Genomic DNA, 25,516 nt, shown 5'->3' on the forward strand with positions numbered 1-25,516 from the left:
TCGACGAACCCACCCGCCGAACCGGAGATCAGCCCAGCTCCCCCGACCGCAACACCAACGTACGACGGTCGTCGGTCACCACCGCGACCCCGTCACCGGCCAACGCCACCACATCCGGAATGCTCGCCCCGACCGGCACCCCCTTCGTACCCTTCGCCGCACCGACCTCCTCCACCCACACGAACCACTGCAGGTCGCTTCCCCCCTGCACCGCGGCGTCGGTCAACACCATCCGGCCACCGGCCGTCGCCCGCACCGCCGCACCCTCCTCGATCTCCCGCACCGGCTTCCCGTCGGCGTCCAACACCTGCGCCCCCCGCAGCGAACCGAACAGCCCCTCACCGAACAGCAGACCGCCCTCGGTCACGAACCAGTCCTCCTCCGTCGACCACTCCACCCCCACCGACCACTTCTCCAACCCCGTACGCACATCCAACGCGATCGTCTTGTCACCGTCGTTCGCCCGCGCGTCGACCGCCACACACACCAGGTGCTGCCCACACGGCTTCACCTTGTCGACCGTCGTACCCGCCGCCAACGGCATCGACCACTCCTGCTTGAACCCCGGCACCGAAAAACCCGCCACCACCGAACGCCCCGGCGACGCGTCATCGTTCAACTGCCCCACCACGAACCCGTCGTACGCCGTCCAGAAATCCTCCACGATCGGCAACGACCCACTGCCGCGCGGCTTACCCGTGTTCGCGTCCAGCAGATACCCCCGCCCCCGCACGTTGTCCAACTCCACCACCACGTCACCGGCCGTGATCGTCTCCACGAACGTCCCCGACGCCACCGGCAACACCCCCGGCCCCGCCGCCGCCTCAGCCCCCGTCCACTGCCGCATCGCCTCCACCCGATGCGCATCGATCACCAACAGGTCGTCCGGACCCGCCCGCCGCCACTTCTCCTTCCCCGTCCGCAGATCCACCCGCACCACCGCGTTGTCGTAGATCCCGTCCCGGATCTCCACCACCACGTCACCACCCAGGAACACCACATCCGTACGGTCGCGGTCCCACTTGCCCCGCCACACCAACTTCCCGTCCGACTCCTGCAACACCGACCGGATCCAGTCACCACCATCGGTCGCCGAATCCGGCGCATCCACCACGATCAGCTCACCGACCGGCGTCAACCGCACCTCCGTCGGCTCCACCTCCAACGTCGTCGTCCACCGCGGCTCACCACCGGCCACCGGCAACGACACCACCTCCGTACTCCCCAACCCCACCACCGCCGACACCACATGACCGTTCACCGCCACCGCCGCCACCTCGCCCGCCCCCGACGCCGGCCGCTCCGTCACCTGCACCAGGTCACCACCGGAACGCCCACCACCGAACGGCCCCAACCCGCCCCCGACGGCGAACCGCCGACACCCTGCACCATGTCCGACCACTGCCCGGCCAGCCACGACCCGCCCTGCACCGCACCCACCACACACCCCACCAGCACCGCCACCGACAACGCCGCCGCCACCCCCCGCACCACCGGACGACGACGCCGCTTCACCCCCGACACCGGCAACCCCGCCGGCCGCTGCCCGGACGCGCCGATCCCCGCCCACGGCGAAGCCGCACCCACCCCACCGGCCGGCCCCGCCACCGGAGCACCCGGACCGGCCGGCGAACCCGGCACCGGACCACCGGCGGACACCGGCCGAACCCCGGACCCCGACACCGGCACACCCGACACCGGCTCGGCACCCAACACCGACGACACCGGAAACACCGACGACACCGACCCACCCGACACCGGCACCGACGACACCGGACCGACCCCCGACACCGGGAACGTCGACGTACCCCCGACCGGCCCCTCCACCGGACCCGCCGCCAACCCCGACATCCCCGCCAACAACGCCCCGTACGCCACCGGCAACTCCGGCTGCTCCGGCACCGCCGGCGCCACCCCCAACCGCGCATGCAACCGACTCGCCACCAACGGCATCCGACTCGAACCACCCACCAGCAACAACCCCGCCAACGCCGCCGGCTCCACATCCGCCCGCTGCAACACCCGCCGCGTCTCATCCACCGCCCGCGCCACCAGCGGACCCGCGATCCGCTCCACCTCCTCACGCGTCAGATGCATCGGCTCCTCACGCCCCGGCACATGCAACGGCGCCGCCGCCGTACGCGACAACATCTCCTTCGCCGACCGCACCTCCGCCCAGAACGCCTGCCGATCCCGCTGCTCCGCCAACCCCCGCGGCTCCCGCAACCGCTCCCACAACCCCGGATCCCGAACCCCCACCAACTGCCCCAGATGCGCCACCAACGCACTGTCGACATCCAACCCACCAAGATCATCCAAACCGCCGGTCGCCAACACCCGCAACCCCGCCGGCTCCCGCCGCACCACCGCCACGTCCAACGTCCCGCCACCAAAATCGAAAACCCCGAGACACCCGAACGGCGGCACCTGCTGCCCCAACACCTGCATGCAGTACGTCGCCGCGGCGATCGGCTCGTCCAACAACCGGACCTGCCCCAACCCCGCCTGCCGCGCCGCCGCCAACAACACCGCCCGCCGCGGCTGCCCCCAGTCCGCCGGACACGTCAACACCGTCGCCCCGGTCGGATCCACCCCCGCCGTACGCGCCTCCACCGCCACCCGCCGCAACCCCGCCGCCAGCAACTGCTCCACCGGCACCTCATGACTGCCCAGCAGCACCCGCCCCTCGTCGATCCGCCGCTTCGGATGCGGATCGAACCGCTCCGGCTCCGAACCCGCCAACCGCTGCGCATCCCGACCCGTGTGCGGCACCCCCGCCGCATCCACGAACACCCCGGACGCCAACAACGGCGACCCGTCGAACAACAGAGCCCGCGGCTGCTGATCCCCCCGCCGCACCACCGCGACCGTGTGCGTAGTGCCAAGATCCACTGCCAGCCGAACCGGCTCCGCCACGACATCCACCCCTAACGACACGACACACGCACCGCGGCGGATGCTACTGCCCCCGGGCGACACCCCCACCGACACCCGTCAACGCCCGGCCGCCAACTCCACCACCAACGGCCGATGATCCGACACCCCCACCACCGGCGTACGCACCGCCACCACCGGCGGCAACCCACCCGCACCCCGCGAATCCACCAACGCATGATCCAACTGCACCCGCGGCCGCACCGACGGATACGTCGGCCGCCGCCCCAACGACCGCCACCCCGACACCAGCCCCGGCAACCCACCCGGCAGATTCAGATCCCCCAACAACACCCGCGGCCCCGGCAACCGCCGCAGAAACCGCGTCACCCGCCGCAACTGCCACACATTCCACCCCGGCACGAACGACAGATGCGTCGCCGCCACCGTCAACTCACCCCACGGCCCCACCACCACCGCCGCCAACACCACCCGCGGCTCGTCCCGCAACCGGATCAACCCCGTACCCGGCACGTACACCGGCGACCGCACCGGCGCCCCCGCGAACCGCGCCACATGCCACGACCGCACCGGAAACCGCGTCACCAACCCCACCCCGTAACACGGCTCCCCGACCCCGTCATCATCATGATCCAAAGCCCGGAACCGCTCCCCCGGCGTGCCCACCACCGCCGGCGCGAACCGGTGCGCCACCGCACCACACGCCCCCGCCACCACCGCCGTCAGATCCAACTCGCCACTACGCGTCTGGCCCCGGTCGACCTCCTGCAGCGCCAGTACGTCCGCATCCAGCGCCCCGACCGCCGCCGTCAACCGCTCCCCCACCACCAACCCGTCGTGCACCGACCGGCCATGCAGCAGATTGAACGTCGCCAGGCGCATCACTGCACCATAAGACCGGACCCGCCCCGGCACCCGTCGGACGAACAGCCCAGCGCATCCGACACCACCCCTGTGCCACAGTGACCCGGTGCTGATCAAGCTCCTCTGCTGCTCCACCCTGCTCTTCGTCGCCCTCGGCGCCATCGGCATCTGGCTGCGCCGCCACCGCCGCCCCTGACCCCGCACCCCCGCCCGCACGGTCCCCGCGTGCGGAGCGGCCGGGGCGGCCGGGGCGGCCGGGGCGGCCGGGGCGCGATCAAGGAGAAACCGTGCCCGTTCCGTCCGGATCGCGGAGAGACTTCTCCTCGATCAGCGCAACGGGTCCGCAGCTCGCCGCCGACCGCGCCCTGGCCAGCACGATCAAGGAAAAGGCGTGGCCGTGTCGCCCCACTTGTCGCGCAACTTCTCCTTGATCACGCAGGAGGGCGGGGGCGGGAGGGCGAGACGGGCACGGAGGCAGGGCACGGCCGGGGCATACGGAACGCGGTGAGGCTGCGCACAACCACGGGCAGCCGGCCACCCCGCCCCGGAAGAATCGCCGGACGTGGACCCCGCAGCCATCGCCACCCTGCTCACCGCCGCCGCCCTTGCCGGCTGGGTCGACGCGGTCGTCGGCGGCGGCGGACTCCTGCTCCTGCCCGCCCTGCTCATCGCCGCCCCCGGCGTCCCCGTCGCCACCGCACTCGGCACCAACAAACTCGCCGCCATCGCCGGCACCGCCACCGCCGCCGCCACCTACGCCCGCCGCACCAAAATCGACTGGACCACCGCCGGCCCGGCCGCCGCGCTCGCCGTACCCGTCGCCGGACTCGGCGCCGCCCTGGCCGGCACCGTCCCGGCCAACGCCTACCGGCCGGTTGTCCTCGCCGTCCTGGTCGCCGTCGCCCTGTTCGTCACGCTCCGGCCCCGGCTCGGCGTGGTCGCCGAGCCGCTACGGCGTACGCCGACCCGGATCAGCGCCGCCGTCGCCGTGGCCGGCGGCCTGATCGCCCTGTACGACGGCATGATCGGCCCCGGCACCGGCACGTTCCTCGTACTGGCGTTCACCACGATCGTCGGCGCCGACTTCGTCCACGGCTCGGCGATGGCCAAGCTCGTCAACGCCGGCACCAACCTCGGTGCCCTGCTCGTCTTCGGGCTGGCGGGCCACGTGTGGTGGCTGCTCGGCGCCGCGATGGCCGTCTGCAACATTCTCGGCGCGGTCGTCGGTGCCCGGATGGCACTGCGACGCGGCTCCGGGTTCGTCCGGGTCGTGCTGCTCGTCGTCGTGTTCGCGCTGGTGGCCAAGCTCGGCTACGACCAGTTCGCCTGATCCGAAATCTGGAACGTCCCCGAAAAGCCGGGTCCCCCGGTGTCGGCGAGGGTCGCCGACGTGGCTTGTGAGGTGGGGCACTGCGCGTAGCGCATCCTAGGAAGCTAGTACTACTGGGGAACCCCGGGTTCCGCCGGCCAAGGTCATTCGCGAAGAATGACGGGGTGCACGGCCACCCGGTGACCCCGGCCTCCCGGAACAGCCCCCGGCGCACCGCCGACGCCCTCGCCGCACAGCGGCCCGACCTGCTGACCGCCTACACCGCCGCCCTGCCCGGTGCCCGCGCCGCCGTACTCGGCCGGCTCTGGACCGCGCTGGCCCGCGAACCGGTCCCCGGCGTGACCGCCCGGACCACCATCGGCGGCCGGCTCACCGTCACCCTCACCGGAGACCGCCGGCTCACCGGTCCCCCACCGGCCCCGTACGTGCCGCCACCCGACAGCCTCGGCCTCGAGTTGGACGGGGTCGCCGTCGACGACCCCGCCGAACTGGCCACCGTCCTCGGCGGCGGCGACCCGGGCGCGACCGACGCCCACCGGCGACTCGCCGGCGAACTCGACGACAGCGTCGCCAACCTCGCCCTGGCCCGCGCCGCCCAGCCCGCCCCGAACGGCGGGCCACCCGTCCTGACCCGGCCCGGCCGCACCGACGCCGACTGGGAACAACTCGTCGTCGACGGCCACCCGCTGCACCCCGGCTGCCGGACCCGGTACGGCATGTCGACCGCCGACGTGCTCGCGTACGCCCCCGAGCACCGGCCCACCGTCCACCTCGAGCTGGTCGAGGTCCCCGCCGACCGCTGGCTGACCACCGGCAGCGGCCTGCCGCCGCTCCTGCCCATGCACCCGTGGCAGGCCGCCCACCTGCTCGGGGCGTACCCGTGGCTGCGCCGCACCGGCCGGACCCGGCCGGCCCGCCCGCTGATGTCGCTGCGCACCCTCGCCCCGCTCGACGACCCCGGCCACCACCTCAAGACCGCCGTCGACGTGCAGATGACCAGTGCCGTACGCACCGTCTCGGCCGCCGCGGTCCGCAACGGCCCACCGGTCACCGCCCTGCTCGCCGACCTCGCCGCCCGGGTCGGCGGGCTCACCGTGCTGACGGAGACCGCCGCCGGCGCCGTACTCGTCGACGACGAACCCTGCCGGAGCCTCGCCGTCGTCGTACGCCGGGCCCCGGCGCCCGGCCCCGACGAGACCGTGCTGCCGCTCGCCGCGCTGGCCGCCCCGTCGCCGGCCGACGGCCGGCCGCTGGTCACCGAGGCGGTCGCCCTCGGATACGGCGGCGACCCGGCCGGCTGGCTCACCGACCTGACCCGGGTGCTGCTGCCGCCGCTGCTGCGGATGCGCGACCTCGGTGTGGCACTGGAGGCGCACGGCCAGAACACCCTGGTCGGGCTGCGGCACGGCCGGCCCACCCGGCTGTTCTACCGCGACGTCGGCGGCATCCGGCTCGACCCGGCCCGGCTGGCACACCACGGCGTCGACGCCCCGCCGGTCCACGGCGACCTGGCCACCGACGACCCCGCCGAACTGCGCGACACCCTGCTCGCCGCCACCGGCACCGTGCTCGCCGAGCAGGTGGCGGTGCTGAGCCGGGTGTACGGCACCGATCCGCGTACGCTGTGGTCGGCGGTCGCCGCCGCCGCACCCGACGACGACCTGCTCTTCCGCCCCACCCTGCCGGTCAAGGCGACGACGGCGATGCGGATGGCCGCCGACCCGCTCGACGTCGTCTGGGCCCGGGTACCGAACCCGCTCGCGGAGCTGCGATGACCGCCATCCCCACCATCCACCGGCGCCGGCTGTGCGCCTGCGCCACCGGCGTCGGCACGGTCGCCGGCGCGGCCGCGCACACCGCCGGGGAACTGCGGATCCACGCCCCCGAACTCGTCGAGGGGTTCCGGGCCGCGCTGCCCGCCGCGGCGCGCACCGTCGGCCGGCGGCTCGCCGGCGCCCTGGTCCGCGAGGACATCGGCGACGCCCGCGCCCGGTGGGCCGGCGCCGGGACCCGGCACGGCTTCGACCGGGTCGAGTTCGACACCGTCGACACCGCCGACCCGGTCGACCTGCTGCCCGGGCAGATCATGGGGCGACGCGGCTGGGCGCTGGCCACCGAACTCACCAACGCCGTGGTCAACCTCGCGATCGCGTACGCCCGGCGGGCCGCCCGCCCGGTGCCGGCCGGGTCCGGCGCCGACGGGTTCGCGGTGCACGCCGAACGGCTCGCCGTCGACGGGCACAACCTGCACCCGTGCGGACGTACCCGGCTGGGGTGGAGCGTCGCCGAGGTCCTCGCCCACGACCTCGAGGCCGGGGCGACCCGGGTCGGGTTCGTCGCCGTCCGGCGGGACCTGCTCACCGGCGACGACGTCGGCGCCGACCTGGCCGCCGCCTACCCGGACGTGCCCGCCGCGCCCCCCGGGTACGTCAGCCAGCCGGTGCACGCCTGGCAACTGGAGTCGGTGCTGGCACACCGGTACGCCGACCTGTGGCGGGACGGCGCGCTGCGCCCGCTCGACGGGACACTGGCGGCCGCGCCGACGGCGGCGCTGCGGACCCTGCTGCTGCCGCCCGGCCGCGACGGCCGGCACCGCTACCTGAAGGTGTCGCTGGACATCCAGGTGACGTCGACCCGCCGGACGATCTCGGTCGCCAGCACCCGCAACGGGCCGGCGATCTCCGCTCTGCTGCACCGGCTGCTCGCCGACGACCCGGCCGGCGGGCGGGTGCTGCTGCTGGCCGAGACCGCCGGGTCGGCGCTGCCGGTCGGCGGCGGGCGGGACGCGTCGGCGATCCTGCGGTCCGGTCTCGACGACCGGTTGGCGGCCGACGAGGTCGCCGTACCCGGTGGTGCGCTGCCGGCCCGCGACGGTGCCGGCACCGTGCTCGCCGGCCTGGTCGACCGGTACGCCGCGACCCGCGGCCGGCCGGACCCGGCCGACGCCGCGCTGGGGTTCCTGACCGAATACGCCCGGCTGCTGCTGACCCCGGTGCTGCGCCTGGCCACCCGGTACGGGATCGGGCTGGAGGCGCACCTGCAGAACTGCCTGCCGACGTTCGTCGCCGGGGTGCCGCACCGGATCGTCTTCCGCGACTTCGCCGGGCTGCGGCTGCACCGGCCGAGGCTGGCCGCCGCCGGCCGGTCGGTGCCGCTGTGGCCGGGTTCGGTCGTCGGCACCGACGACGTGGACGTGATGCGGGCCAAGGTCGGCTACACCGCGCTGCAGGCGCACCTCGGCGAGCTGGTGGTGCGGCTGGCCGGCTCGCACGGGCTCGCCGAGCCGGCCGCGTGGCGGGCCGTCCGGGCGGTGGTCGACGAGGTGTACGAGCCGCTGCGGGTCGACCCGGCGACCGCCGCCGACGCCGCCGCCGACCACGCGGCGTTGACCGCCGCCCGGGTGCCGCACAAGGCGCTGGTCCGGATGCGGCTGGCCGGCGACGGCGACGTCTACATCCCGGTACGGAACCCGCTGCATGCTGCCTGAGCGGGTCGCCGCCGCGGTCCGGGCGCTGCCCGGCCCGGTCTGCGCGTACGTCTACGACCGGGCGGTGCTGCGGCGGCGGGCGGCGGCCCTGCGGGCCGCCCTGCCGGCCGGCAGCACCCTGCTGTACGCGGTGAAGGCGAACGGGCACCCGGACGTGGTGGCCGCGCTCGCCGCCGCCACCGACGGGCTCGAGGTCGCCTCCGGCGGCGAGCTGGCGCTGGCGCGGGCCGCCGGCGCGGCCCGGATCGTGTTCGGCGGTCCGGGCAAGACCGACGCCGAGCTGCGGACGGCGGTCGACGCCGGGGCGCTGGTCAACGTGGAGAGCGCGCTCGAGCTGCGCCGCCTGGCGCTGGTCGCGGCCGATGGCGGGACCGGCGGAACGGCGCCGGGCGCCGGGGCCGCGGTGCCGGTCGCGGTACGGGTCAACCGGGCGGCGGGCGGCCCCGGCGGCAGCCACCGGATGACCGGCACCCCGACCCCGTTCGGCGTCGACGAGGCGGAGCTGCCCGAGGTGCTCCGGCTGGCCGCGACGCTGCCCGCCGTCCGGCCGGTCGGCTTCCACCTGCACGCGGTGTCGAACAACCTCGACGCGGCCGCGCACGCCGGCTTCGTCGTGGACGCGGTCCGCTGGTCGGTCGCGGCCGCCGCCCGGCACGGCCTGGACCTGGCGTACGTCAACGTCGGCGGCGGCCTCGGTGTCGACCATGCCGACGCGGGGGCGGGGTCCGACGGCACCGGCCCGGCGGAGTTCGACCTCGAGGTGCTGCGGCACGGTCTGGCGCCGGTCGGTGACCTGCTGCCGGCCGGCGCCGAGCTGGTCTTCGAGCCGGGCCGCTGGCTGGCCGCCGACGCCGGCTGGTACGCCGCGGAAGTGCTGGACCTCAAGCACACCCACGGCCGGTGGTTCGCCGTGCTGCGCGGTGGCACCCACCACTTCCGGCTGCCGGCGGCCTGGGGCTACAGCCATCCGTTCGCGGTGCTGCCGGTTGACCGGTGGCCGTACCCGTTCGCCCGGCCGGAGGTGCGTGACGTGCCGGTCGACGCGGTCGGTGAGCTGTGCACGCCGCGCGACGTACTGACCCGGGGGCAGCGGGTGGCCCGGCTACGGGTCGGTGACGTGCTCGTCTTCGGCCGCACCGGCGCGTACGGCTGGGACATCTCGCACCACGACTTCCTGCGCCACGAGCATCCGCGGACAATCGTGCTCTGACCGGACGGGGTGCCGGCCGACCGGAATCGGTCAGCTGCGGGCGCGGGGGTTGGCCCGGATCTCCCGCAGTGCCTGGCGGCGTACGTCGCCGCGCAGCGTGTCGACGTAGAGCCGGCCGTCGAGGTGGTCGGTCTCGTGCTGCAGCGCGCGGGCCAGGAAGCCGCTGCCGGTGATCGTCAGCGGTTCGCCGTGCTGGTCGAAGCCGTGGGCGGTGGCGTGCATGGCGCGCGGGGTCGGGAAGTACAGGCCGGGGATGGACAGGCAGCCCTCCTCGCCGTCCTGGGTCTCCTCGGACAGCTCGAGCGTCGGGTTGACCAGGTGGCCCCGGTGGCCGTCGGCGTCGTAGACGAACACCCGGACGCCGACCCCGATCTGCGGCGCGGCGACGCCGGCCCGGCCGGGTGCCCCGAGCAGGGTGTCCATCAGGTCGGTGACCAGGGCGCGCAGCTCGGCGTCGAAGCTGGTGACGGGGTCGCAGGGGCTGCGCAGCACCGCGTCGCCGATGATCCGGATCGGCCGCATCGTCATGCCGGCAAGGCTAGCCGACGCCCGCCCGCCGCGCGGGGGTGGGACGCGGCGGGGAGGTGGACTGCGAGCGCGGCCGGGCCCGCCGGGTGGGGGCGGATCCGATCGGCTGGGGGCGAATCCGGTAAGGCCGATCCGGCGGCCGATCCGGTCGGGCGGGTCCCGCGAGGGGGTTGCTGTTGCGGTCCACAGCGAATTCAGTGTGGATACAGCGAATTCGGCGTATGCCGCGACAGTGGTACCCGGCCGCCGGATGGCGTCGACCGCGACCGGCGGCGCGTGATCGCCTCCAGGCCGTCAACTGCCCGTGCCGCGGCCACGGTGTGCCGCACCCGCCCGTGCCACGCTCGGGCGAAGACGCGGCCGGGCGAGACGCGGCCGCCGGTGGCCGCGGGCCGGCACGGGTCAGCGTGGGCGGCGGGCGCCGGCCGGGCCGGCGAGGGCGGCGCGGACCGGGGCGGCCTTCGCCGCCGCCTCGGCGACCTCGGCGTCCGGGTCGCTGCCCCAGGTGATGCCGCCGCCGGCCCAGACGTGCACCCGGTCGGCGTCGACGGCGGCCGTACGGATCGTCAGGCCGAGGTCGACGCGGTCGGGTCCGATCCAGCCGAGCGCGCCCATGCTGGCGCCCCGGCCGACCGGTTCCCGGGCGGCGATCTCGGCCAGCGCGGCGTGCTTGGGCGCCCCGGTCACCGAGCCGCCGGGGCAGACGGCGCGTAGCAGGTCGGCCAGGCCGCATCCGTCGGCGAGGTCGGCGGAGACGACGGACTCGGCCTGCCACAGGTCGCACCAGCGCCGGATGCCGTAGAGCTCGTCGACGCGTACGGTGCCGGTCTTCGCGACCCGGGCCAGGTCGTTGCGCTCCAGATCGACGATCATGACGTGTTCGGCGCGTTCCTTCGGCGACGCGAGGATTTCGGCCCGGCCGGTGGCGGTCGCCGGGCGGGTGCCCTTGATCGGTCGGGTAACGGCCCGCCCGGCGGTCACCTCGACCAGGGTTTCCGGGGAGGCGCAGCCGATGGCCCAGCCGGATCCGGCGAGCACGCCGCCGTAGCGGGCACCCGGCAGGGTGGCGAGCCGGGCGAGGGCGGGCAGCGGGTCGCCGGTGTAGTCGGCGGACGCGTGCCCGACGACGTTGACCTGGTAGACGTCGCCGCGGGCGATGGCCGCGCGGGCCTGCTCGACGGCGGCCGCGTGCTGTGCCGGCGTCCAGCTCTCCCGCCACGGTCCGAGCCACCAGCCGCCGTCGGGCGCGTCGGCCGGTCCGGCGTCCGCGCCGTCGGGGTCGGCCGGTCCGGCGACGGGCCCGTGGCCGACGGCCGGTTCGTACACGACGGCGACCAGGTCGGGTACCGCGGGTACGGGGCTGGCGGGGCCGGTCGGCGCGCCGATGGCGTGGGCGGCGGCCGCGGCGGAGAAGTACACGGTGGCGCCGGCCGGTGCGCCGGGCACGGGTGGGAGGGGCGGAGCGGCCAGGTCGCGGACCGGGAGTCCGGCGGCGGCGAGGAAGTCCTCGAGCAGCCGGGTCGGATCGCCACCGTCGGTGATCCGCCACTCCAGGCGAGAGCGCTCCCGGAGTACGCTTTGCCCGAATTCGGTCACAGTGTGTGACGCAAGGGGGCGAATTGGGAGCGCGCCCACGACAAGTGGTCCGATGTGCCTCATACGAAGGGTGGATTCTCCCCTGATCATGCCGTTACCTGCTCGAAAACGCGTCGTTCGACTTGGTAACGTGCATCACTGTTCATGTGAGTTTCTACACAGCCGAACGCGCCGCCCCCACACCGGAGATCCTGATGTGCCAGCACCAACCGACCTGCCCCTCCGCCGACGCCACCGACCGGGAAGCCGCACGCGTCATCGCCTGCTTCCCCGAGCAGGGCTGGAGCCTGCTCTGCAACGGTGTCATCAGCTTCGAGGACACCGGTGAGCTGTTGCCGGACGGCAGCACTATCGCACCGCACCGTGGTCCGGCCCGACACGCCCTGGCCGCCTGACCTGAGCCTGCCGGCCCGACCGGTTATCGGGCCCCGATCCGCGCACGGACCGTGACCGACGGTCACTGCTCGAACGCCTCCGGCGGCGGGCAGGCGCAGACCAGGTTCCGGTCACCGAACGCTCCGTCGATCCGGCGCACCGGAGGCCAGTACTTGGCCGCCCGGTCCACCCCGGCGGGAAACGCCGCCACCGAACGCGGATAGGCGTACGGCCACTCGTCGCCGGTCACCATCGCCGCCGTGTGCGGGGCGTTGGACAGCGGGTTGTCGCCCTTGGGCCACTCACCCGAACCGACCTTGTCGATCTCGGCCCGGATGGCGATCATCGCGTCGCAGAACCGGTCCAGTTCGGCCAGGTCCTCGCTCTCGGTCGGCTCCACCATCAGCGTCCCGGCGACCGGGAACGACATCGTCGGCGCGTGGAAGCCGTAGTCGATCAGCCGCTTCGCGACGTCGTCGACGCTGACCCCGGTCGCCTTCGTCAGCGGCCGCAGGTCGAGGATGCACTCGTGGGCGACGAGCCCCTTGTTGCCGGCGTACAGCACCGGGAAGTGGGCGCGCAGCCGGGCCGCCACGTAGTTGGCCGCCAGGACCGCCACGCCGGTCGCCCGGGCCAGCCCGTCCGGGCCCATCATCCGCAGGTAGGCCCACGGGATCGGCAGGATGCCGGCCGAGCCGTGCCGGGCCGCCGAGATCACCGGCCGGGTCGCGCCCGCACCGGACTCCGCGTCACCGGCGGCGGCCACCAGCGGGTCGTGGGGCAGGAACGGCGTCAGGTGCGCCCGGACCGCCACCGGACCGACGCCCGGCCCGCCGCCGCCGTGCGGGATGCAGAACGTCTTGTGCAGGTTGAGGTGCGACACGTCGGCCCCGAACCGTCCCGGCTTGGCGTACCCGAGCAGGGCGTTGAGGTTGGCGCCGTCGACGTACACCTGGCCGCCGGCGTCGTGCACCTTGGCGCACAGTGACGCGATGCCGGTCTCGTACACCCCGTGCGTCGACGGGTAGGTGACCATGATCGCGGCGAGGGTGTCCCGGTGCTGCCCGATGCGGCGGTCGAGGTCGACCAGGTCGACGTTGCCGTCGGGGTCGCAGGCGACCACGACGACCCGCATGCCGGCCATCACCGCGCTGGCGGCGTTGGTGCCGTGCGCCGACGACGGGATCAGGCAGACGTCGCGGCCGGTGTCGCCGCGCGACAGGTGGTAGGCGCGGATCGCCAGCAGGCCGGCGAGTTCGCCCTGCGAGCCGGCGTTCGGCTGGACGCTGACGGCGTCGTAGCCGGTGACCTCGGCGAGCCAGCCCTCCAGCGAGGCGACCAGGTCGCGGTAGCCGGCGGCCTGGTCGGCGGGGGCGAACGGGTGCAGGTCGGCGAACTCGGGCCAGCTCACCGGCTCCATCTCGGTGGTGGCGTTGAGCTTCATCGTGCAGGAGCCGAGCGGGATCATGCCGCGGTCCAGCGCGTAGTCGGAATCGGACAACCGGCGCAGGTAGCGCAGCATCGCGGTCTCCGAGTGGTGCCGGGAGAAGACCGGATGGGTCAGGTAGTCGCCGGTGCGCAGCAGGGCGGCCGGCAGGGCGGTGTCGACGGGCTCCACCGGGGCAGCGGGCTCAGTCGGGGCGGCGACGCCGAAGGCGGCGAACACCTCGGTCAGGTGCGCCTCGACGGTCGTCTCGTCGCAGGAGATCCCGACCCGGTCGGCGTCGACGAGCCGCAGGTTGACGTTGCGTCGCGCGGCGGCGGCGACCACGTCGGCGGCCCGGCCGGGCACGACCGCGGTCACGGTGTCGAAGAACGCGCCGTGGGCGGTGGTCACCCCGCCGGCGCGCAGTCCGGCGTCGAGCCGGGCGGCCATCGCGTGGGTACGCTCCGCGATCGCCTTCAGGCCGGCCGGCCCGTGGTAGACGGCGTACATGCCGGCCATCACCGCGAGCAGCACCTGGGCGGTACAGATGTTGCTGGTCGCCTTCTCGCGCCGGATGTGCTGCTCGCGGGTCTGCAACGCGAGCCGGTAGGCGGGTGCGCCGGCGGCGTCGCGGGACACCCCGACGAGCCGGCCGGGCAGCATCCGCTCCAGGCCGGCGCGGACGGCGAGGTAGCCGGCGTGCGGGCCGCCGAAGCCCATCGGTACGCCGAAGCGTTGGGTGGTGCCGGCGGCGATGTCGGCGCCGATCTCGCCGGGCGGGCGCAGCAGGGTGAGGGCGAGCAGGTCGGCGGCGACGGCGACGAGCGCGCCGGTGGCGTGGGCGGCCTCGACGAGCGGGGCGTGGTCGCGGACCGCGCCGGACGCGCCCGGGTACTGCAGGTGCAGGCCGAAGAACTCGGTCGGCAGGTCGTCGGCGTCCAGGTCGACGACCTGTACGTCGATGCCGAGCGGTTCGGCCCGGGTCCGGATGACGGCGACGGTCTGCGGCAGGGTGTCGGCGTCGACGACGTACACCGGGCTCTTGCTCTTCGCGGCGCGGCGGGCGAGCGTCATCGCCTCGGCGGCGGCGGTGCCCTCGTCGAGCATGGAGGCGTTGGCGGTGGCCAGGCCGGTCAGGTCGGTGACCATGGTCTGGAAGTTGAGCAGCGCCTCCAGCCGGCCCTGGCTGATCTCCGGCTGGTACGGCGTGTACGCGGTGTACCAGGCCGGGCTCTCCAGCACGTTGCGACGGATGACGGCCGGGGTGTGGGTGCCGTGGTAGCCCAGGCCGATCATGGAGACGGCGACGGTGTTGCGGGCGGCGAGGGCACGCAGTTCGGCGATCACCTCGGCCTCGGTGGCGGCCGGCGGCAGGTCGAGGCCGTCGTGCCAGCGGATGACCTCGGGGATCGCGGCGTCCATCAGCTCGTCGACGGAGTCGTAGCCGACGGTTTCCAGCATCCGGCGCTCGGCGGCGGCGTCGGGTCCGATGTGACGGTCGGCGAAGGGTCTGGTACTCACAGGCATCTCCCGGGCGAGGTCGACGAGGCGGCCTCCCCTTCTGTCACCGGCGCGGATGGTCCGCGTCGACTCCAGAGCGCCTGCCCGCGTGGTCCTTTTGCCTGAGAGGTTCCGGGGAGGAGTTGCCCCTTCGGCGCCGCCTGGTTCGGCCAGGTGGTCTCTCCCGCGCGGGTGGTACCGGCACTGGCCACGCTACCAGCGCCGGCACCGCCCGCATGATCTAGACCCGGTCAGGCGGCGGCGAGCACCGCTCCGTCGCGCCGGTCGGCGTCCTGCGCCGGCCGCAGCGCCAGGGCGAGCACGTCGGCGACGTCGGCGAGGGTGTGCACGGTCAGCGCCGCGCGTACCTCGGCCGGCACGTCGTCGAGGTCCGGCTCGTTGCGCGCCGGGATGACCACCTCGGTCAGCCCGGCCCGGTGCGCGGCGAGCAGTTTCTGCTTCACCCCGCCGATCGGCAGCACCCGGCCGGCCAGGGTCACCTCGCCGGTCATCCCGAACTCGGGACGTACCGGGCGGCCGGAGGCCAGTGACGCCAGGGCGGTGACCATGGTGACGCCGGCGCTCGGGCCGTCCTTGGGCACCGCACCGGCCGGCACGTGCAGGTGGATCCGCCGGCCCGCGAGGGCGTTCGGGTCGAGGCCGAGTTCACGGCCGTGCGAGCGCAGGTAGGACAGCGCGATGTGGGCCGACTCCTTCATCACGTCGCCGAGCTGGCCGGTCAGGGTCAGGCCCGGTTCGCCCTCCATGCTGGTCGCCTCGATGAACAGCACGTCGCCGCCGGCGCCGGTGACGGCGAGGCCGGTCGCCACGCCGGGGACCGCCGTACGCTCCGCCGACTCCGGGGTGAACCGGGGCCGGCCGAGGTAGCCGGCCAGATTGTCGACGGTCACCGACACCTGGCCGGGCTCGGTCGCCAGCTTCACCGCGACCTTGCGCAGGATCTTCGCCAGGGCACGTTCGAGCTGCCGTACGCCGGCCTCCCGGGTGTGCTCGCCGGCGATCCGGGCCAGCGCGGCGTCGTCGACCGTGACGTCGTCGGCGGTCAGTCCGGCCCGCTCCACCTGCCGGGGCAGCAGGTGGTCGCGGGCGATCGCGACCTTCTCCTGCTCGGTGTAGCCGTCCAGGGTGACCAGTTCCATCCGGTCCAGCAGCGGGCCGGGGATCGCCTCGACCACGTTCGCCGTCGCCAGGAACAGCACGTCGGACAGGTCGAGGTCCACCTCGAGGTAGTGGTCGCGGAACGTGTGGTTCTGCGCCGGGTCGAGCACCTCGAGCAGGGCGGCGGCCGGGTCGCCGGCGTACCCGGCGGAGATCTTGTCGACCTCGTCGAGCAGCACGACCGGGTTCATCGAGCCGGCCTCGCGCAGCGCCCGGACGATCCGGCCGGGCAGCGCGCCGACGTAGGTGCGGCGGTGGCCGCGGATCTCGGCCTCGTCGCGGATGCCGCCGAGCGAGACCCGGACGAACTTGCGGCCGAGCGCGCGGGCGACGGACTCGCCGAGGCTGGTCTTGCCGACCCCGGGCGGGCCGCCCAGCGCCAGTACCGCGCCGGAGCCGCGGCCGCCGACGACGGCGAGGTTGCGCTCCGCGCGCCGGTTGCGCACCGCCAGGTATTCCAGGATCCGGTCCTTGACGTCGGACAGTCCGGCGTGGTCGGCGTCGAGCACGGCGCGGGCCGCGGCCAGGTCGGTGTTGTCGTCGGTACGCACCGACCACGGCATCTCGAGCACGGTGTCGAGCCAGGTACGGATCCATCCCGACTCCGGGGACTGGTCGCTGGCCCGCTCCAGCCGGCCGACCTCGCGCAGCGCCGCCTCGCGTACCTTCTCGGGAAGGTCGGCGGCCTCGACGCGGGCCCGGTAGTCGGCGGAGCCGTCCGGCTCGTCCTCGCCGAGTTCCTTGCGGATCGCGGCGAGCTGCTGGCGGAGCAGGAAGTCGCGCTGCGACTTCTCCAGCCCCTCGCGTACGTCGGTGTTGATCCGCTCGGTGACCTCCTGCTCGGCGAGGTGGTCGCGGACCCAGCCGACGAGCAGTTCGAGCCGGGCGGTGACGTCGCCGGCGGCGAGCAGTTCGGACTTCTGGGCGACGGTGAGCCACGGGGCGTAGCCGGCGGAGTCGGCGAGTTCCGACAGGTCGGTCATCCGCTCGACGGCGTCGATCACCTGCCAGGCGCCGCGCTGCTGGAGCACGGCGGTCATGAGGGCCTTGTATTCGCGGGCGAGTTCGCGGGCCCTGCCGGCGGGTGCCGGTTCGGTCAGCGGGGTGGCCTCGACCCAGAGCGCGGCGCCGGGGCCGGGCACGCCGGAGCCGATCCGGGCCCGGGACAGGCCGCGGACCACGGCGGCGGGTTCGCCGCTGGGCAGCCGGCCGACCTTCTCGATCGTGGCGACCGCGCCGACCGGGCCGTATTCACCGTCGACGCGGGGCACGGCCAGGACCTGTTTGTCGCCGGTCGCCCGGGCCGCGTCGACGGCGGCCTGGGTGGTCGCGTCGAGGGTCACCGGAATGACCATGCCGGGGAGCAGGACGTCGTCGGTCAGCGGCAGTACGGGAAGAGTTGCCATCGAGCACCTGCCATCCATTGAGTTGAGCTTGCTCCACTCAAGTTACAAACGGTGCCCTATGTTCCCGCAGTGACGCAGGCCACAGTCGCACGGAGCCGGCGTGACCTCCGGTACCCCACGAACCTGGAGCGGGCACCGGCAGGTGCCACGGCGATGAGCTTTTCGACATTTCTTTGTCGATCTCCCGGGCCACTGCGACGCTTTCGTTGAGCGCTCAATCATCTGTCGTAGATCGAATGGAGCTGCCATGGCCCCGCGCACCCTCGTACAGGATCTGGCGATCCTGCTGGCCCGCATCGGCATCGGCGTCGTCTTCGTCGCCCACGGGTGGCAGAAACTGGTGACCAACGGGATGGACGCCACCGCCGCCGGCTTCGGCCAGATGGGCGTACCGCTGCCGACCCTGTCCGCCTGGTTCGCCGCGCTCGTCGAACTCGTCGGCGGCGCGGCCCTGATCCTGGGCGCCGCGCTGCCGGTCGCCGGGGTGCTGCTGGCCGTCGACATGCTCGGCGCCTACCTGTTCGCCCACGCCGGCAACGGCATCTTCGTCGGCGACGGCGGCGCCGAACTGGTCCTCGCCCTCGGCGTCGCCGCGCTGCTGTTCGCGGCGATCGGATCCGGCCGGTTCGGCGTCGACGACCGGCTCGGGTCCCGGCTACGCCGCTCCCCCGCCCGGACCCCCGCATAACGACGCCGGCCCCGCCGGCGGCGTCGAACGCCGCCGGCGGGGCCGGTCCCGCACGGCTCAGCGGTACGGCATCATCGGGAACCAGCCGAAGCCGAACATGGCCGGCACCCGCAGGTCCCAGTAGACGACGGTGAAGACCCCGAGCGCGATCAGCAGCGACGCGGTGATGACGGTCGTCCGGACCGGGCTGTCCGACAGCCAACGCAGGAACCGGCCCCGGGTGCCGGCGATCAGCAACGCGAACAGCGCGGTCACCACGACGACGTTGCCCAGCGACTGGAGCACGAACGCACCCGCGCCGTACAACGGGTTGCCGGTGTCGACGGCCCAGTGGAAGAGCTTGTTGAACAGCGGGTACGGCCGGCCGATCAGGAAGCCGCCGATCAACGCGCCGAGCGTCACCACCCGGGCCACCGGCCGGTGCGCGAACGGATCCGGCACGACCTTCAGCGCGGCCAGACCGAGGTACGTCAACGCCAGGCCGATGAGGCCGAAGACCACCGACGACTGGATGATGCGGACCGGCATGTCGCCGACGGTCTCGGTGGACAGCTGTGGCAGCCGGTCACCGAGGAGCACCCCGACGAAGCCGTACACCGCCGAGACGACGACCATGCCCAGCGTCAGCCAGCCGACCGGGCGCAACAGGGCGCGGACCGGACCGTCGTGAGCGCCCCGGGCCGCACCGGCCTGGCCCATCGGCCCGACCGAGGCGGCCACGGCGATGTTGCACGCCGTGAAGGTGCCGGCGAGGCCGGAGACGAACGCGAACAGCAGCCCGGCCGCGGTGCCGGCGATCGCGGTCTCCTTGGCGTCGTGGCCGAGCAGGGCGTTGGCCACGTTGTCGCCGATCACCGAGTCGACGAACTCGAACGACCACAGGACCGACAGGAGAATGCCGGCGGCGACACTCCAACCGACGATCACACCGGTACGGGGCCGCTGCTCCAGTTCGAGGGGAAGGGAGGTCTTGCCAGCCTGCGTGGTACTCATGGGCGCCCACCTGGGAGTCGGTCCCCGCGTCACCGGGCGGGGACGTACATACGAGCTCCGATCAGTGTTCGACGACCGTAGATCCACTACTGGCTATCTGTCGGTCCGATGAAGACAATCTGTCGCTCCGTCGCTGGAACCGGTGCCATGCCGCGTGGCACCGCGCCGATCGAGGAGAAGCCGCGCGACAGATCCGGCGAAGCGCCCACGCTCTCACCATGATCTCGTCCGCCGCAATCGCGCGGAGCTGAATGCTCGTGCCGGGCGGGGACCGTAGACACGGAGCCGCCGGTGGCCGGGCGTCACGGCCGGCCACCGGCGGCAGGTGCCGGTCAGCCGACCGGCTCGGTCACCTCGACCAGCGTGCGGGCCCGCTGCGGCCAGGCGGCCACGCCCGGCGTGATCCGTACGCCGGCCGCCTTCAGCGTGCCGCGCAGCGTCTCCACGTCGCTGTCGGCGAGCTGGCGGTAGGTGCGGATCCCGGCCGCCGTCAGGACTGCGGCCGTCTTCGGTCCGATCCCCTCGATCCGGCGCAGGTCGTCGGCCGGCTCGAGGGGATCAGCCCCGACCGCCTGCGCGGGTACGACGACCGCCGCCGGCACCGGCTCGGGCTCGGGGGCCGGCGCCGGCTCGGGGGTCGGCTCGGGCGCCACCGCGGCGACCGGCTCCGTGATCGGTTCCGGGTCGGAGACGGCGACCGGCACCACCGGCTCCGGCTCCGACTGCGTCGCGGCGACCGGCTCGGCGGGAACGGGTTCGATGGGCTCGACCGATTCGGTGGCGGCGGGCTCGGTCGCGACGACCGCCTCCGGCTCGGGCTGCGACACCACGGCCTCGACCGGCGCGGGGTCCACCACGGCGGCCGGACCAGCCGTCGCGGCCGTCTCGACCACCGGCTCGGCAGCGACGACCGGCACCGGCGCGACGGCCGGCTCCGCCACCGGCTCGGCCGCGACCGGCTCGGGCTTCGACTCCACCACCGGCACGGGATCCACGGCGGGGGCCGGCTCGTCCGCCGTCGTCGGGACGGGCTCCGACTCGACGGCGATCCGCGGTTCCGCCGCGACGGCCGGCTCGGACACCGCGGCCGGCTCGTCCGTCGTGGAACCGGCGGACGCGGAGGCCACGGGCACGGCGGACGCCGCCGGTGCGAGATCCGCCGTGGTGGCGTCGGCGGCATTGTCGACGGGGCCGGCGGACGCCGGCGCGGGGTCGACGACCGGGGTCGGGACCGGTACGACAGGGGGCAGCGTGCCGGTCGGGGCGGACTCCGCGGTATCGACGGTGCTCACGCCGGTCTCCGGGGCGCGTGGGCCACGGCCCCACACGAACCAACCGACCGCGACGCCGACCAGCAGAGCCAGAGCGAATATCAGGGAATGCGCGAAGGACCACGCCATAGAAGACCTCCTGGATGAATGCGCCGGAAGCGCGAAATCTCGCCGCAGCTTCGCATACATCGAGTGCTTCCGACAAAGCAACCACACCGGGAGTCGGGTGACGAATCAACTACAGCACGCAAGCGTTCCCACTCCGTCGCTGCTGGTCGCGGCGATCCGGCTGCGGACGGCCGTGGCACCTAATGACGGGGCACAATCGTTCACGGCCCGGAAACACAATTGCGTCCCGGTCTTTTCCGCGGAACGCGGCCGGCAATTGTCAGGTGCCGTCGCCGGCGCCACCCGACGCGCCGCCACTGCCGTCGTCGCCGGGAATGTCGTCGTCGGCGACGTAGCCGGTCGCGCCGTCCTGGTCGGATCCCGTGCCGTCCTCCGCCGACAGTGCGGCGCCGGTCGGATCCGCGCTGAGTTCGGCGTCGACGGCGACGTTCTCGGCGGGCTCGGCGTCGACGCCGGGATCCTCGGCGATCTCCACGTCGCCGTCGACGGCGGCGTCGACCACGCTGTCCGCGCCGAACTCGGCGTCTTCGGATGGGACTGTCACCCGAAGACCATAAGCCGGCCGGGGCGGGTCGGTCCGACACTTCGCCGCACCCGTACGACGGACCCGTGCGGCGGGACGGGAGTGTGGCGCGAAGCGACCGCGGTAGCGTAACGTGACGCCCAGGATGATTGCATATATACAGGCTTACCCGTCCATGATCAGTCACTGCGCGGGAATCAGGCACTGTGTGGGGATCGGTCAGCGCGCGGGGATCGGTCACTGCGCGGGAGGTACGACGTGCAGTTGCTGATCCGCCAGACCGAGTCGGGGACCCAGGTCCGGTTCACCCTCGAGGGCGAGATCGATCTGGCCACCGTGGGCGACGTACGCGACGCCGTCATCGCCACCCTGGCCCGGTCCCGCCCCCGGTCGGTCGTGCTCGACCTCGCCCTGGTCACCTTCATCGACTCGACCGGCATCGGCGAACTCGTCGCCTGCCACAAGGCCGCCACGGTCAGTGGCGCGGAACTGGTGCTGGAGAGCCTTTCGCCGTTCGTCCGCCGGCAGATCTGGGCCACCGGCCTGCTCGGCCTCTTCGGTCTGCCCACCGACTCGCCGCTCGGCGACCCCGACGGCGTGCGCTGAGCCGCGTCACGGGTGGCGCGCCGAGCGCGCCCAGCGCTCCCACCACTGGGCCTCGGGCAGCTCGCCGGAGGCGGCGACCAACGCCTGGAGCACCGACGCCAGCGCCCGCGGGTCGACCACGCCGACCGACTCGACCAGGGCCCGGATCTCACCGGCCCGCTGCCGGGTCACCGCCCCCACCAGCGCGCACCCCTCACTGGTCAGGCCGACCCAGGCGACCCGCCGGTCCTGCTCACGGTGCTCGCGGCGGACCAGCCCGCGGCGGATCAACCGGTCCGACGTCCGGGTGACGGTCGACGGGTGCACCCCCAGGTCCGCCGCCAGGTCGACGGTGCGGCGCGGTCCGTTGGAGACGAGCAGGACGAGCATCCGGTACTGCGGAAGGGTGATGTCGACGTCCAGCCTGGCCAGCGTGTGCGCGGTCATCCCGACCAGCACCCGGGCCAGCGCCGACAGACCGTCGACGAGGGTGCCGACGCCGCTGACCGTGGAGCCGGGCGGCTCCGTGGATAAGCTCACGGAACAATCCTCGCATAGCGGCACAATTGCCGTCGCAGCCCGCCGTCACGGTTCCGACGGCGGGCGCGGCGCGGGTTTCGGGCCCACCGCGGCCCAGACGGTCTTGCCGTCGTCGGCCTCGGCGAATCCCCAGTCCCGGGCCAGCACGTTGACGATCGCGAGGCCGCGGCCGCGCCAGGCCCGGCCGTCCGGGAACGAGTCGGGCGGCGGCATGTGCGGCGCGCGCGGATCCCGGTCGCGGACCCCGAGCCAGACCGTGCCGTCGACGCGGTACACGGTGAGGTCGAGTTCGGTGCCGGCGTGTTCGATGGCGTTGCTGACCAGTTCCGAGGTGATGACGACGGCGTCGTCGGCGAGGTCGTCGCACTGCCAGTCCTGGCAGGCGGCCGACACCGTACGGCGGGCCAGCGCCGCCGACGACGGGTGGGCCGGCAGCAGCCGGTGCCGGCGGCCGACCGGGGTCGGACGTCGGGTCACCACGGCCACCGCGTCCGGCACCGCGGGGCAGATGTCGAACAGCCGGCCGAGCATCCGGTAGACGATGCGCCCGGTGGCACTTGCGGGCTCGGCGCACAGCAGCAACGGGGTCGAGGTCCGGCCGGGAGCGGCGACCTCGATGAGCGTACGCAGCGCGGTGGCGCGCACGATCCGCGCGGCGTGCAGGTCGACGACGACGGCCAGCGGGGCGTCCAGGAGCGCCCGGCGCAGGGCCGCGATCAGGCTGACGAGGGCGGACTCGTCGAGCTGCCCGCTGACGGTGACGGTGGAGATGCCCGTGGCGAAATCGCGGCCGACGGTGCAGGCCGTGGCGTTCACCGTTCGCTCCGGCCGGCCGGGTGGGCCTGTCCGGGATAGACGGTCCCGGTCGACGGCGGCGGCATGCCGAGGGCCGCGGAGACCCCGGCGACCCGCAGGACCCGGTCGACGATGCCGCGCGCGTTGCGGACCAGCAGGACCTGCCCGCGGCCGGCCGCGGCGTAGTGCGCGTCGACCAGCTCCTTGATCGCACTCGAGTCGATCATGCTGACCCGGTGCAGGTCGACCACCACCCAACGGACATCCGGCACCGGGCAGGCGCCGTCGACGATCTCCCGCAGCCGGCCGGTGAACGTCATGTCGAGCTCTCCGGACAGCGTCACCACGCAGGTGTCGGCGACCGGATGGCCGACCTGGATGTTGAACACGCGGCTCCCCTGCTTGGCACGACGGAACGGCGGCGACCGCCCCCACGACGACCGCCGCCGACGAGCTCCGTGCATGCCTGCACGCATCCGTCCACGTGACGATATCCGTCGGGCCGGGCGTGACCACCGGCGGGCCGGCCGGCACGCCGCTAGCCGAGAATCCGCCGGACGAGTTCGGGCACCCACTCGACGTACTCGACCTGGGCGCCGCCGGCATGCTCGGCGTAGAGGAACCGGCCGGTCTCGCTGGCCGCGACCGGTACGGTGACCCGCCCGCCGTGTGCGGCCAGCCGCGTGACGACCTCGTCGAGGTCCGACACCACGACGGTGGCGCTGGCGTCGGCGTAGCGGGCCCGCTGTTCGGCCGGGCCGGCGATGACCAGGAAGTCGCCGACGGCCGCCAGCTCCACCCCGCCGAACCCGAACCGCAGGTCCGGCGCGGCGCCCACCAGTTCGGTCAGCAGCGGCAGTGCCCGGTCCAGGTCGTCGACCCAGAGCCGGGCGTACGTCTTCAGGATCGCCATCGTGGTGCCCCTCTCGTCGGTCGGCGCGGCGGCGGCCGCGCCCGCCCGTGGAACGCTAGGACGGGTCGGAGGAGCCGGGAAGTACGCACTTTCCAGGTAAGACACGCACTTTCTGGTAAGAAAGGCACTGACAGGGAAGCGTGACGATGGATGGAGGAACGGACCGGTGACCGGAGCACCCATACCCGCAGCGGTCGACGACCCGGCCGGCGTACGGACCCGGGCGGAGACCACCGCGCGGGAAGTGTTCGCCGCGATCGGGACGAAGTGGGCGCTCGACGCCGTCGACGCCCTCGGATCCGGCACGCTGCGTTTCACCGAACTGCAGCGGGAACTGCCCGGCATCAGTCACAAGATGCTCACCCAGACGCTACGGGCCCTGGAACGCGACGGCATCGTCGACCGGACGGTCCACCCGACGGTGCCGCCCCGCGTCGACTACCGCCTGACCGCCGCCGGGCGCGGGCTGCGCGACATCGTCAACGGGATGTGCGACTGGAGCGGGCGGTACCTCGACGAGATCCTCGCCGCCCGTACCCGGGCCGGCGGCTGAGCCCGACGCGGGCGGCCGGCCGGTCGGATCCGGGTCTAAGGTCCCGGGCCGCGACGGACCGCCGGCCCTCGTGCCCGGGTCCGGGTACGGCGTCCAATGGAGATGGCCACGAGGGAGCCTCCCTCACCGGCCAGGTACGAGAGGACGTGGAACCATGACCGCGATGGCGAACCGACCCGCCACCGAGCCGGCCACCCCGACCGTCGAAACCCCCCGCCAGAAGGCGACCCGCCACGTCTTCGCCGTCGTCCGTCTCGCGCTGGGCTGGTACTTCCTGTGGGCGTTCGTCGACAAGACGTTCGGCCTCGGCTTCAGCACCCCGACCGAACGTGCCTGGATCAACGGCGGGTCGCCGACGGCCGGCTTCCTCGGCAACGCGGTGAAGGGGCCGTTCGCCGGCTTCTACAACGGCATCGCCGGCGCCGCCTGGGCCGACATCCTGTTCATGGTCGGGCTGGCCGCGATCGGCACCGCCCTGATCCTGGGCATCGGCATCCGGGTCGCGGCGGTCACCGGCGGCCTGCTCTACGTGATGATGTGGACCGCGGTGCTGCCCCCGGACACGAACCCCTTCCTCGACGACCACCTCATCAACACCGCGGTCCTCGCCGGGCTCGCGCTCTACGGTGCCGGCGACACCCTCGGCCTCGGCCGGGTCTGGGGCCGCCTGCCCCTGGTCCAGCGGATGCCGTGGCTGAAGTGAACGGAGGCGCGGGTGGCCGGCGGATTG

Annotated in this window: 23 protein-coding genes and 1 riboswitch; of the genes, 9 read left to right on the forward strand and 14 right to left on the reverse strand. The window is 73.7% G+C overall.

Annotated elements, in window-relative coordinates:
- Positions 1–28 precede the first annotated feature (28 nt).
- The 3 genes from Prubr_RS30250 to Prubr_RS30260 all read right to left on the reverse strand — a co-directional run bounded on the left by Prubr_RS30250 (position 29) and on the right by Prubr_RS30260 (position 3,777).
- Entirely contained in the window at positions 29–1,315 is a 1,287-nt protein-coding gene (locus Prubr_RS30250) for an outer membrane protein assembly factor BamB family protein (protein WP_212818276.1), read from the reverse strand.
- Entirely contained in the window at positions 1,306–2,859 is a 1,554-nt protein-coding gene (locus Prubr_RS30255) for an Hsp70 family protein (protein WP_212818278.1), read from the reverse strand. The genes Prubr_RS30250 and Prubr_RS30255 overlap by 10 nt, the downstream gene beginning before the upstream one ends.
- Before the next feature lie 135 nt (positions 2,860–2,994).
- On the reverse strand, positions 2,995–3,777 hold the full coding sequence (locus tag Prubr_RS30260; protein WP_212818280.1) for an endonuclease/exonuclease/phosphatase family protein: 783 nt from the start codon (positions 3,775–3,777) through the stop codon (positions 2,995–2,997).
- Positions 3,778–4,321: 544 nt separating this feature from the next.
- Between Prubr_RS30260 and Prubr_RS30265 the strand changes: the two genes are divergently transcribed.
- The 4 genes from Prubr_RS30265 to Prubr_RS30280 all read left to right on the forward strand — a co-directional run bounded on the left by Prubr_RS30265 (position 4,322) and on the right by Prubr_RS30280 (position 9,786).
- Positions 4,322–5,089, forward strand: a complete 768-nt coding sequence (locus Prubr_RS30265) for a TSUP family transporter (RefSeq protein WP_212818282.1) — start codon at positions 4,322–4,324, stop codon at positions 5,087–5,089.
- 164 nt (positions 5,090–5,253) lie between these two features.
- Positions 5,254–6,864, forward strand: a complete 1,611-nt coding sequence (locus Prubr_RS30270) for an IucA/IucC family protein (RefSeq protein ID WP_212818284.1) — start codon at positions 5,254–5,256, stop codon at positions 6,862–6,864.
- Complete coding sequence (locus Prubr_RS30275) at positions 6,861–8,576, forward strand: IucA/IucC family protein (protein WP_212818286.1); 1,716 nt, start codon at positions 6,861–6,863, stop codon at positions 8,574–8,576. The genes Prubr_RS30270 and Prubr_RS30275 overlap by 4 nt, the downstream gene beginning before the upstream one ends.
- Positions 8,566–9,786 carry an alanine racemase gene (locus Prubr_RS30280; protein WP_212818288.1) on the forward strand — a complete coding sequence of 407 codons (1,221 nt, stop codon included), beginning with the start codon at positions 8,566–8,568 and terminating at the stop codon, positions 9,784–9,786. Before Prubr_RS30275 ends, Prubr_RS30280 begins: the two co-directional genes overlap by 11 nt.
- A gap of 30 nt (positions 9,787–9,816) precedes the next feature.
- Here the strand turns inward: Prubr_RS30280 and def are convergent, their stop codons facing one another.
- A complete protein-coding gene (gene def, locus Prubr_RS30285) occupies positions 9,817–10,314 on the reverse strand; it encodes a peptide deformylase (protein WP_212818290.1) in 498 nt (165 codons plus the stop codon).
- A gap of 402 nt (positions 10,315–10,716) precedes the next feature.
- Positions 10,717–12,000: a chorismate-binding protein gene (locus Prubr_RS30290; RefSeq protein WP_212818292.1), complete on the reverse strand. Its 1,284-nt coding sequence runs from the start codon at positions 11,998–12,000 to the stop codon at positions 10,717–10,719.
- Positions 12,001–12,104: 104 nt separating this feature from the next.
- Here Prubr_RS30290 and Prubr_RS30295 point away from each other — a divergent pair, with 104 nt between their 5' ends.
- Positions 12,105–12,305: a DUF5999 family protein gene (locus Prubr_RS30295; protein ID WP_212828720.1), complete on the forward strand. Its 201-nt coding sequence runs from the start codon at positions 12,105–12,107 to the stop codon at positions 12,303–12,305.
- A 62-nt stretch (positions 12,306–12,367) separates the two neighbouring features.
- Here the strand turns inward: Prubr_RS30295 and gcvP are convergent, their stop codons facing one another.
- Positions 12,368–15,238, reverse strand: a complete 2,871-nt coding sequence (gene gcvP / locus Prubr_RS30300) for an aminomethyl-transferring glycine dehydrogenase (protein ID WP_425517955.1) — start codon at positions 15,236–15,238, stop codon at positions 12,368–12,370.
- 73 nt (positions 15,239–15,311) lie between these two features.
- Positions 15,312–15,408: riboswitch (glycine riboswitch) on the reverse strand.
- A gap of 54 nt (positions 15,409–15,462) precedes the next feature.
- Entirely contained in the window at positions 15,463–17,796 is a 2,334-nt protein-coding gene (gene lon, locus Prubr_RS30305; protein WP_212818296.1) for an endopeptidase La, read from the reverse strand.
- A 247-nt stretch (positions 17,797–18,043) separates the two neighbouring features.
- On the opposite strand from lon, the gene Prubr_RS30310 reads away from it, so the two are divergent.
- Positions 18,044–18,484 (forward strand): DoxX family protein, encoded by a 441-nt coding sequence (locus Prubr_RS30310; RefSeq protein ID WP_212818298.1) that lies wholly within the window; start codon positions 18,044–18,046, stop codon positions 18,482–18,484.
- A gap of 57 nt (positions 18,485–18,541) precedes the next feature.
- Here Prubr_RS30310 and Prubr_RS30315 read toward each other — a convergent pair whose 3' ends face one another.
- The 3 genes from Prubr_RS30315 to Prubr_RS30325 all read right to left on the reverse strand — a co-directional run bounded on the left by Prubr_RS30315 (position 18,542) and on the right by Prubr_RS30325 (position 21,421).
- Positions 18,542–19,477: a hypothetical protein gene (locus Prubr_RS30315; RefSeq protein ID WP_212818300.1), complete on the reverse strand. Its 936-nt coding sequence runs from the start codon at positions 19,475–19,477 to the stop codon at positions 18,542–18,544.
- 332 nt (positions 19,478–19,809) lie between these two features.
- Positions 19,810–20,769: a helix-hairpin-helix domain-containing protein gene (locus Prubr_RS30320; RefSeq protein ID WP_212818302.1), complete on the reverse strand. Its 960-nt coding sequence runs from the start codon at positions 20,767–20,769 to the stop codon at positions 19,810–19,812.
- A gap of 367 nt (positions 20,770–21,136) precedes the next feature.
- Positions 21,137–21,421 carry a hypothetical protein gene (locus Prubr_RS30325; protein ID WP_212818304.1) on the reverse strand — a complete coding sequence of 95 codons (285 nt, stop codon included), beginning with the start codon at positions 21,419–21,421 and terminating at the stop codon, positions 21,137–21,139.
- Between the two features lie 237 nt (positions 21,422–21,658).
- Here Prubr_RS30325 and Prubr_RS30330 point away from each other — a divergent pair, with 237 nt between their 5' ends.
- Positions 21,659–22,006: an STAS domain-containing protein gene (locus Prubr_RS30330; protein ID WP_212818306.1), complete on the forward strand. Its 348-nt coding sequence runs from the start codon at positions 21,659–21,661 to the stop codon at positions 22,004–22,006.
- Between the two features lie 6 nt (positions 22,007–22,012).
- Here the strand turns inward: Prubr_RS30330 and Prubr_RS30335 are convergent, their stop codons facing one another.
- The 4 genes from Prubr_RS30335 to Prubr_RS30350 all read right to left on the reverse strand — a co-directional run bounded on the left by Prubr_RS30335 (position 22,013) and on the right by Prubr_RS30350 (position 24,233).
- Complete coding sequence (locus Prubr_RS30335) at positions 22,013–22,525, reverse strand: MarR family winged helix-turn-helix transcriptional regulator (RefSeq protein WP_246567847.1); 513 nt, start codon at positions 22,523–22,525, stop codon at positions 22,013–22,015.
- 45 nt (positions 22,526–22,570) lie between these two features.
- Positions 22,571–23,341, reverse strand: a complete 771-nt coding sequence (locus tag Prubr_RS30340; RefSeq protein WP_212818308.1) for an ATP-binding protein — start codon at positions 23,339–23,341, stop codon at positions 22,571–22,573.
- Positions 23,338–23,709 carry an STAS domain-containing protein gene (locus Prubr_RS30345; protein ID WP_212818310.1) on the reverse strand — a complete coding sequence of 124 codons (372 nt, stop codon included), beginning with the start codon at positions 23,707–23,709 and terminating at the stop codon, positions 23,338–23,340. The genes Prubr_RS30340 and Prubr_RS30345 overlap by 4 nt, the downstream gene beginning before the upstream one ends.
- Positions 23,710–23,858: 149 nt before the next feature.
- A complete protein-coding gene (locus Prubr_RS30350; protein ID WP_212818312.1) occupies positions 23,859–24,233 on the reverse strand; it encodes a VOC family protein in 375 nt (124 codons plus the stop codon).
- Positions 24,234–24,399: 166 nt separating this feature from the next.
- Here Prubr_RS30350 and Prubr_RS30355 point away from each other — a divergent pair, with 166 nt between their 5' ends.
- Positions 24,400–24,786, forward strand: coding sequence for a winged helix-turn-helix transcriptional regulator (locus Prubr_RS30355; RefSeq protein ID WP_246567849.1), 387 nt, complete (start codon positions 24,400–24,402; stop codon positions 24,784–24,786).
- 154 nt (positions 24,787–24,940) lie between these two features.
- Positions 24,941–25,489 carry a hypothetical protein gene (locus Prubr_RS30360; RefSeq protein WP_212818314.1) on the forward strand — a complete coding sequence of 183 codons (549 nt, stop codon included), beginning with the start codon at positions 24,941–24,943 and terminating at the stop codon, positions 25,487–25,489.
- Positions 25,490–25,516: the final 27 nt, after the last annotated feature.

It is taken from the genome of Polymorphospora rubra (genome assembly GCF_018324255.1).
Lineage (GTDB): Bacteria > Actinomycetota > Actinomycetes > Mycobacteriales > Micromonosporaceae > Polymorphospora > Polymorphospora rubra.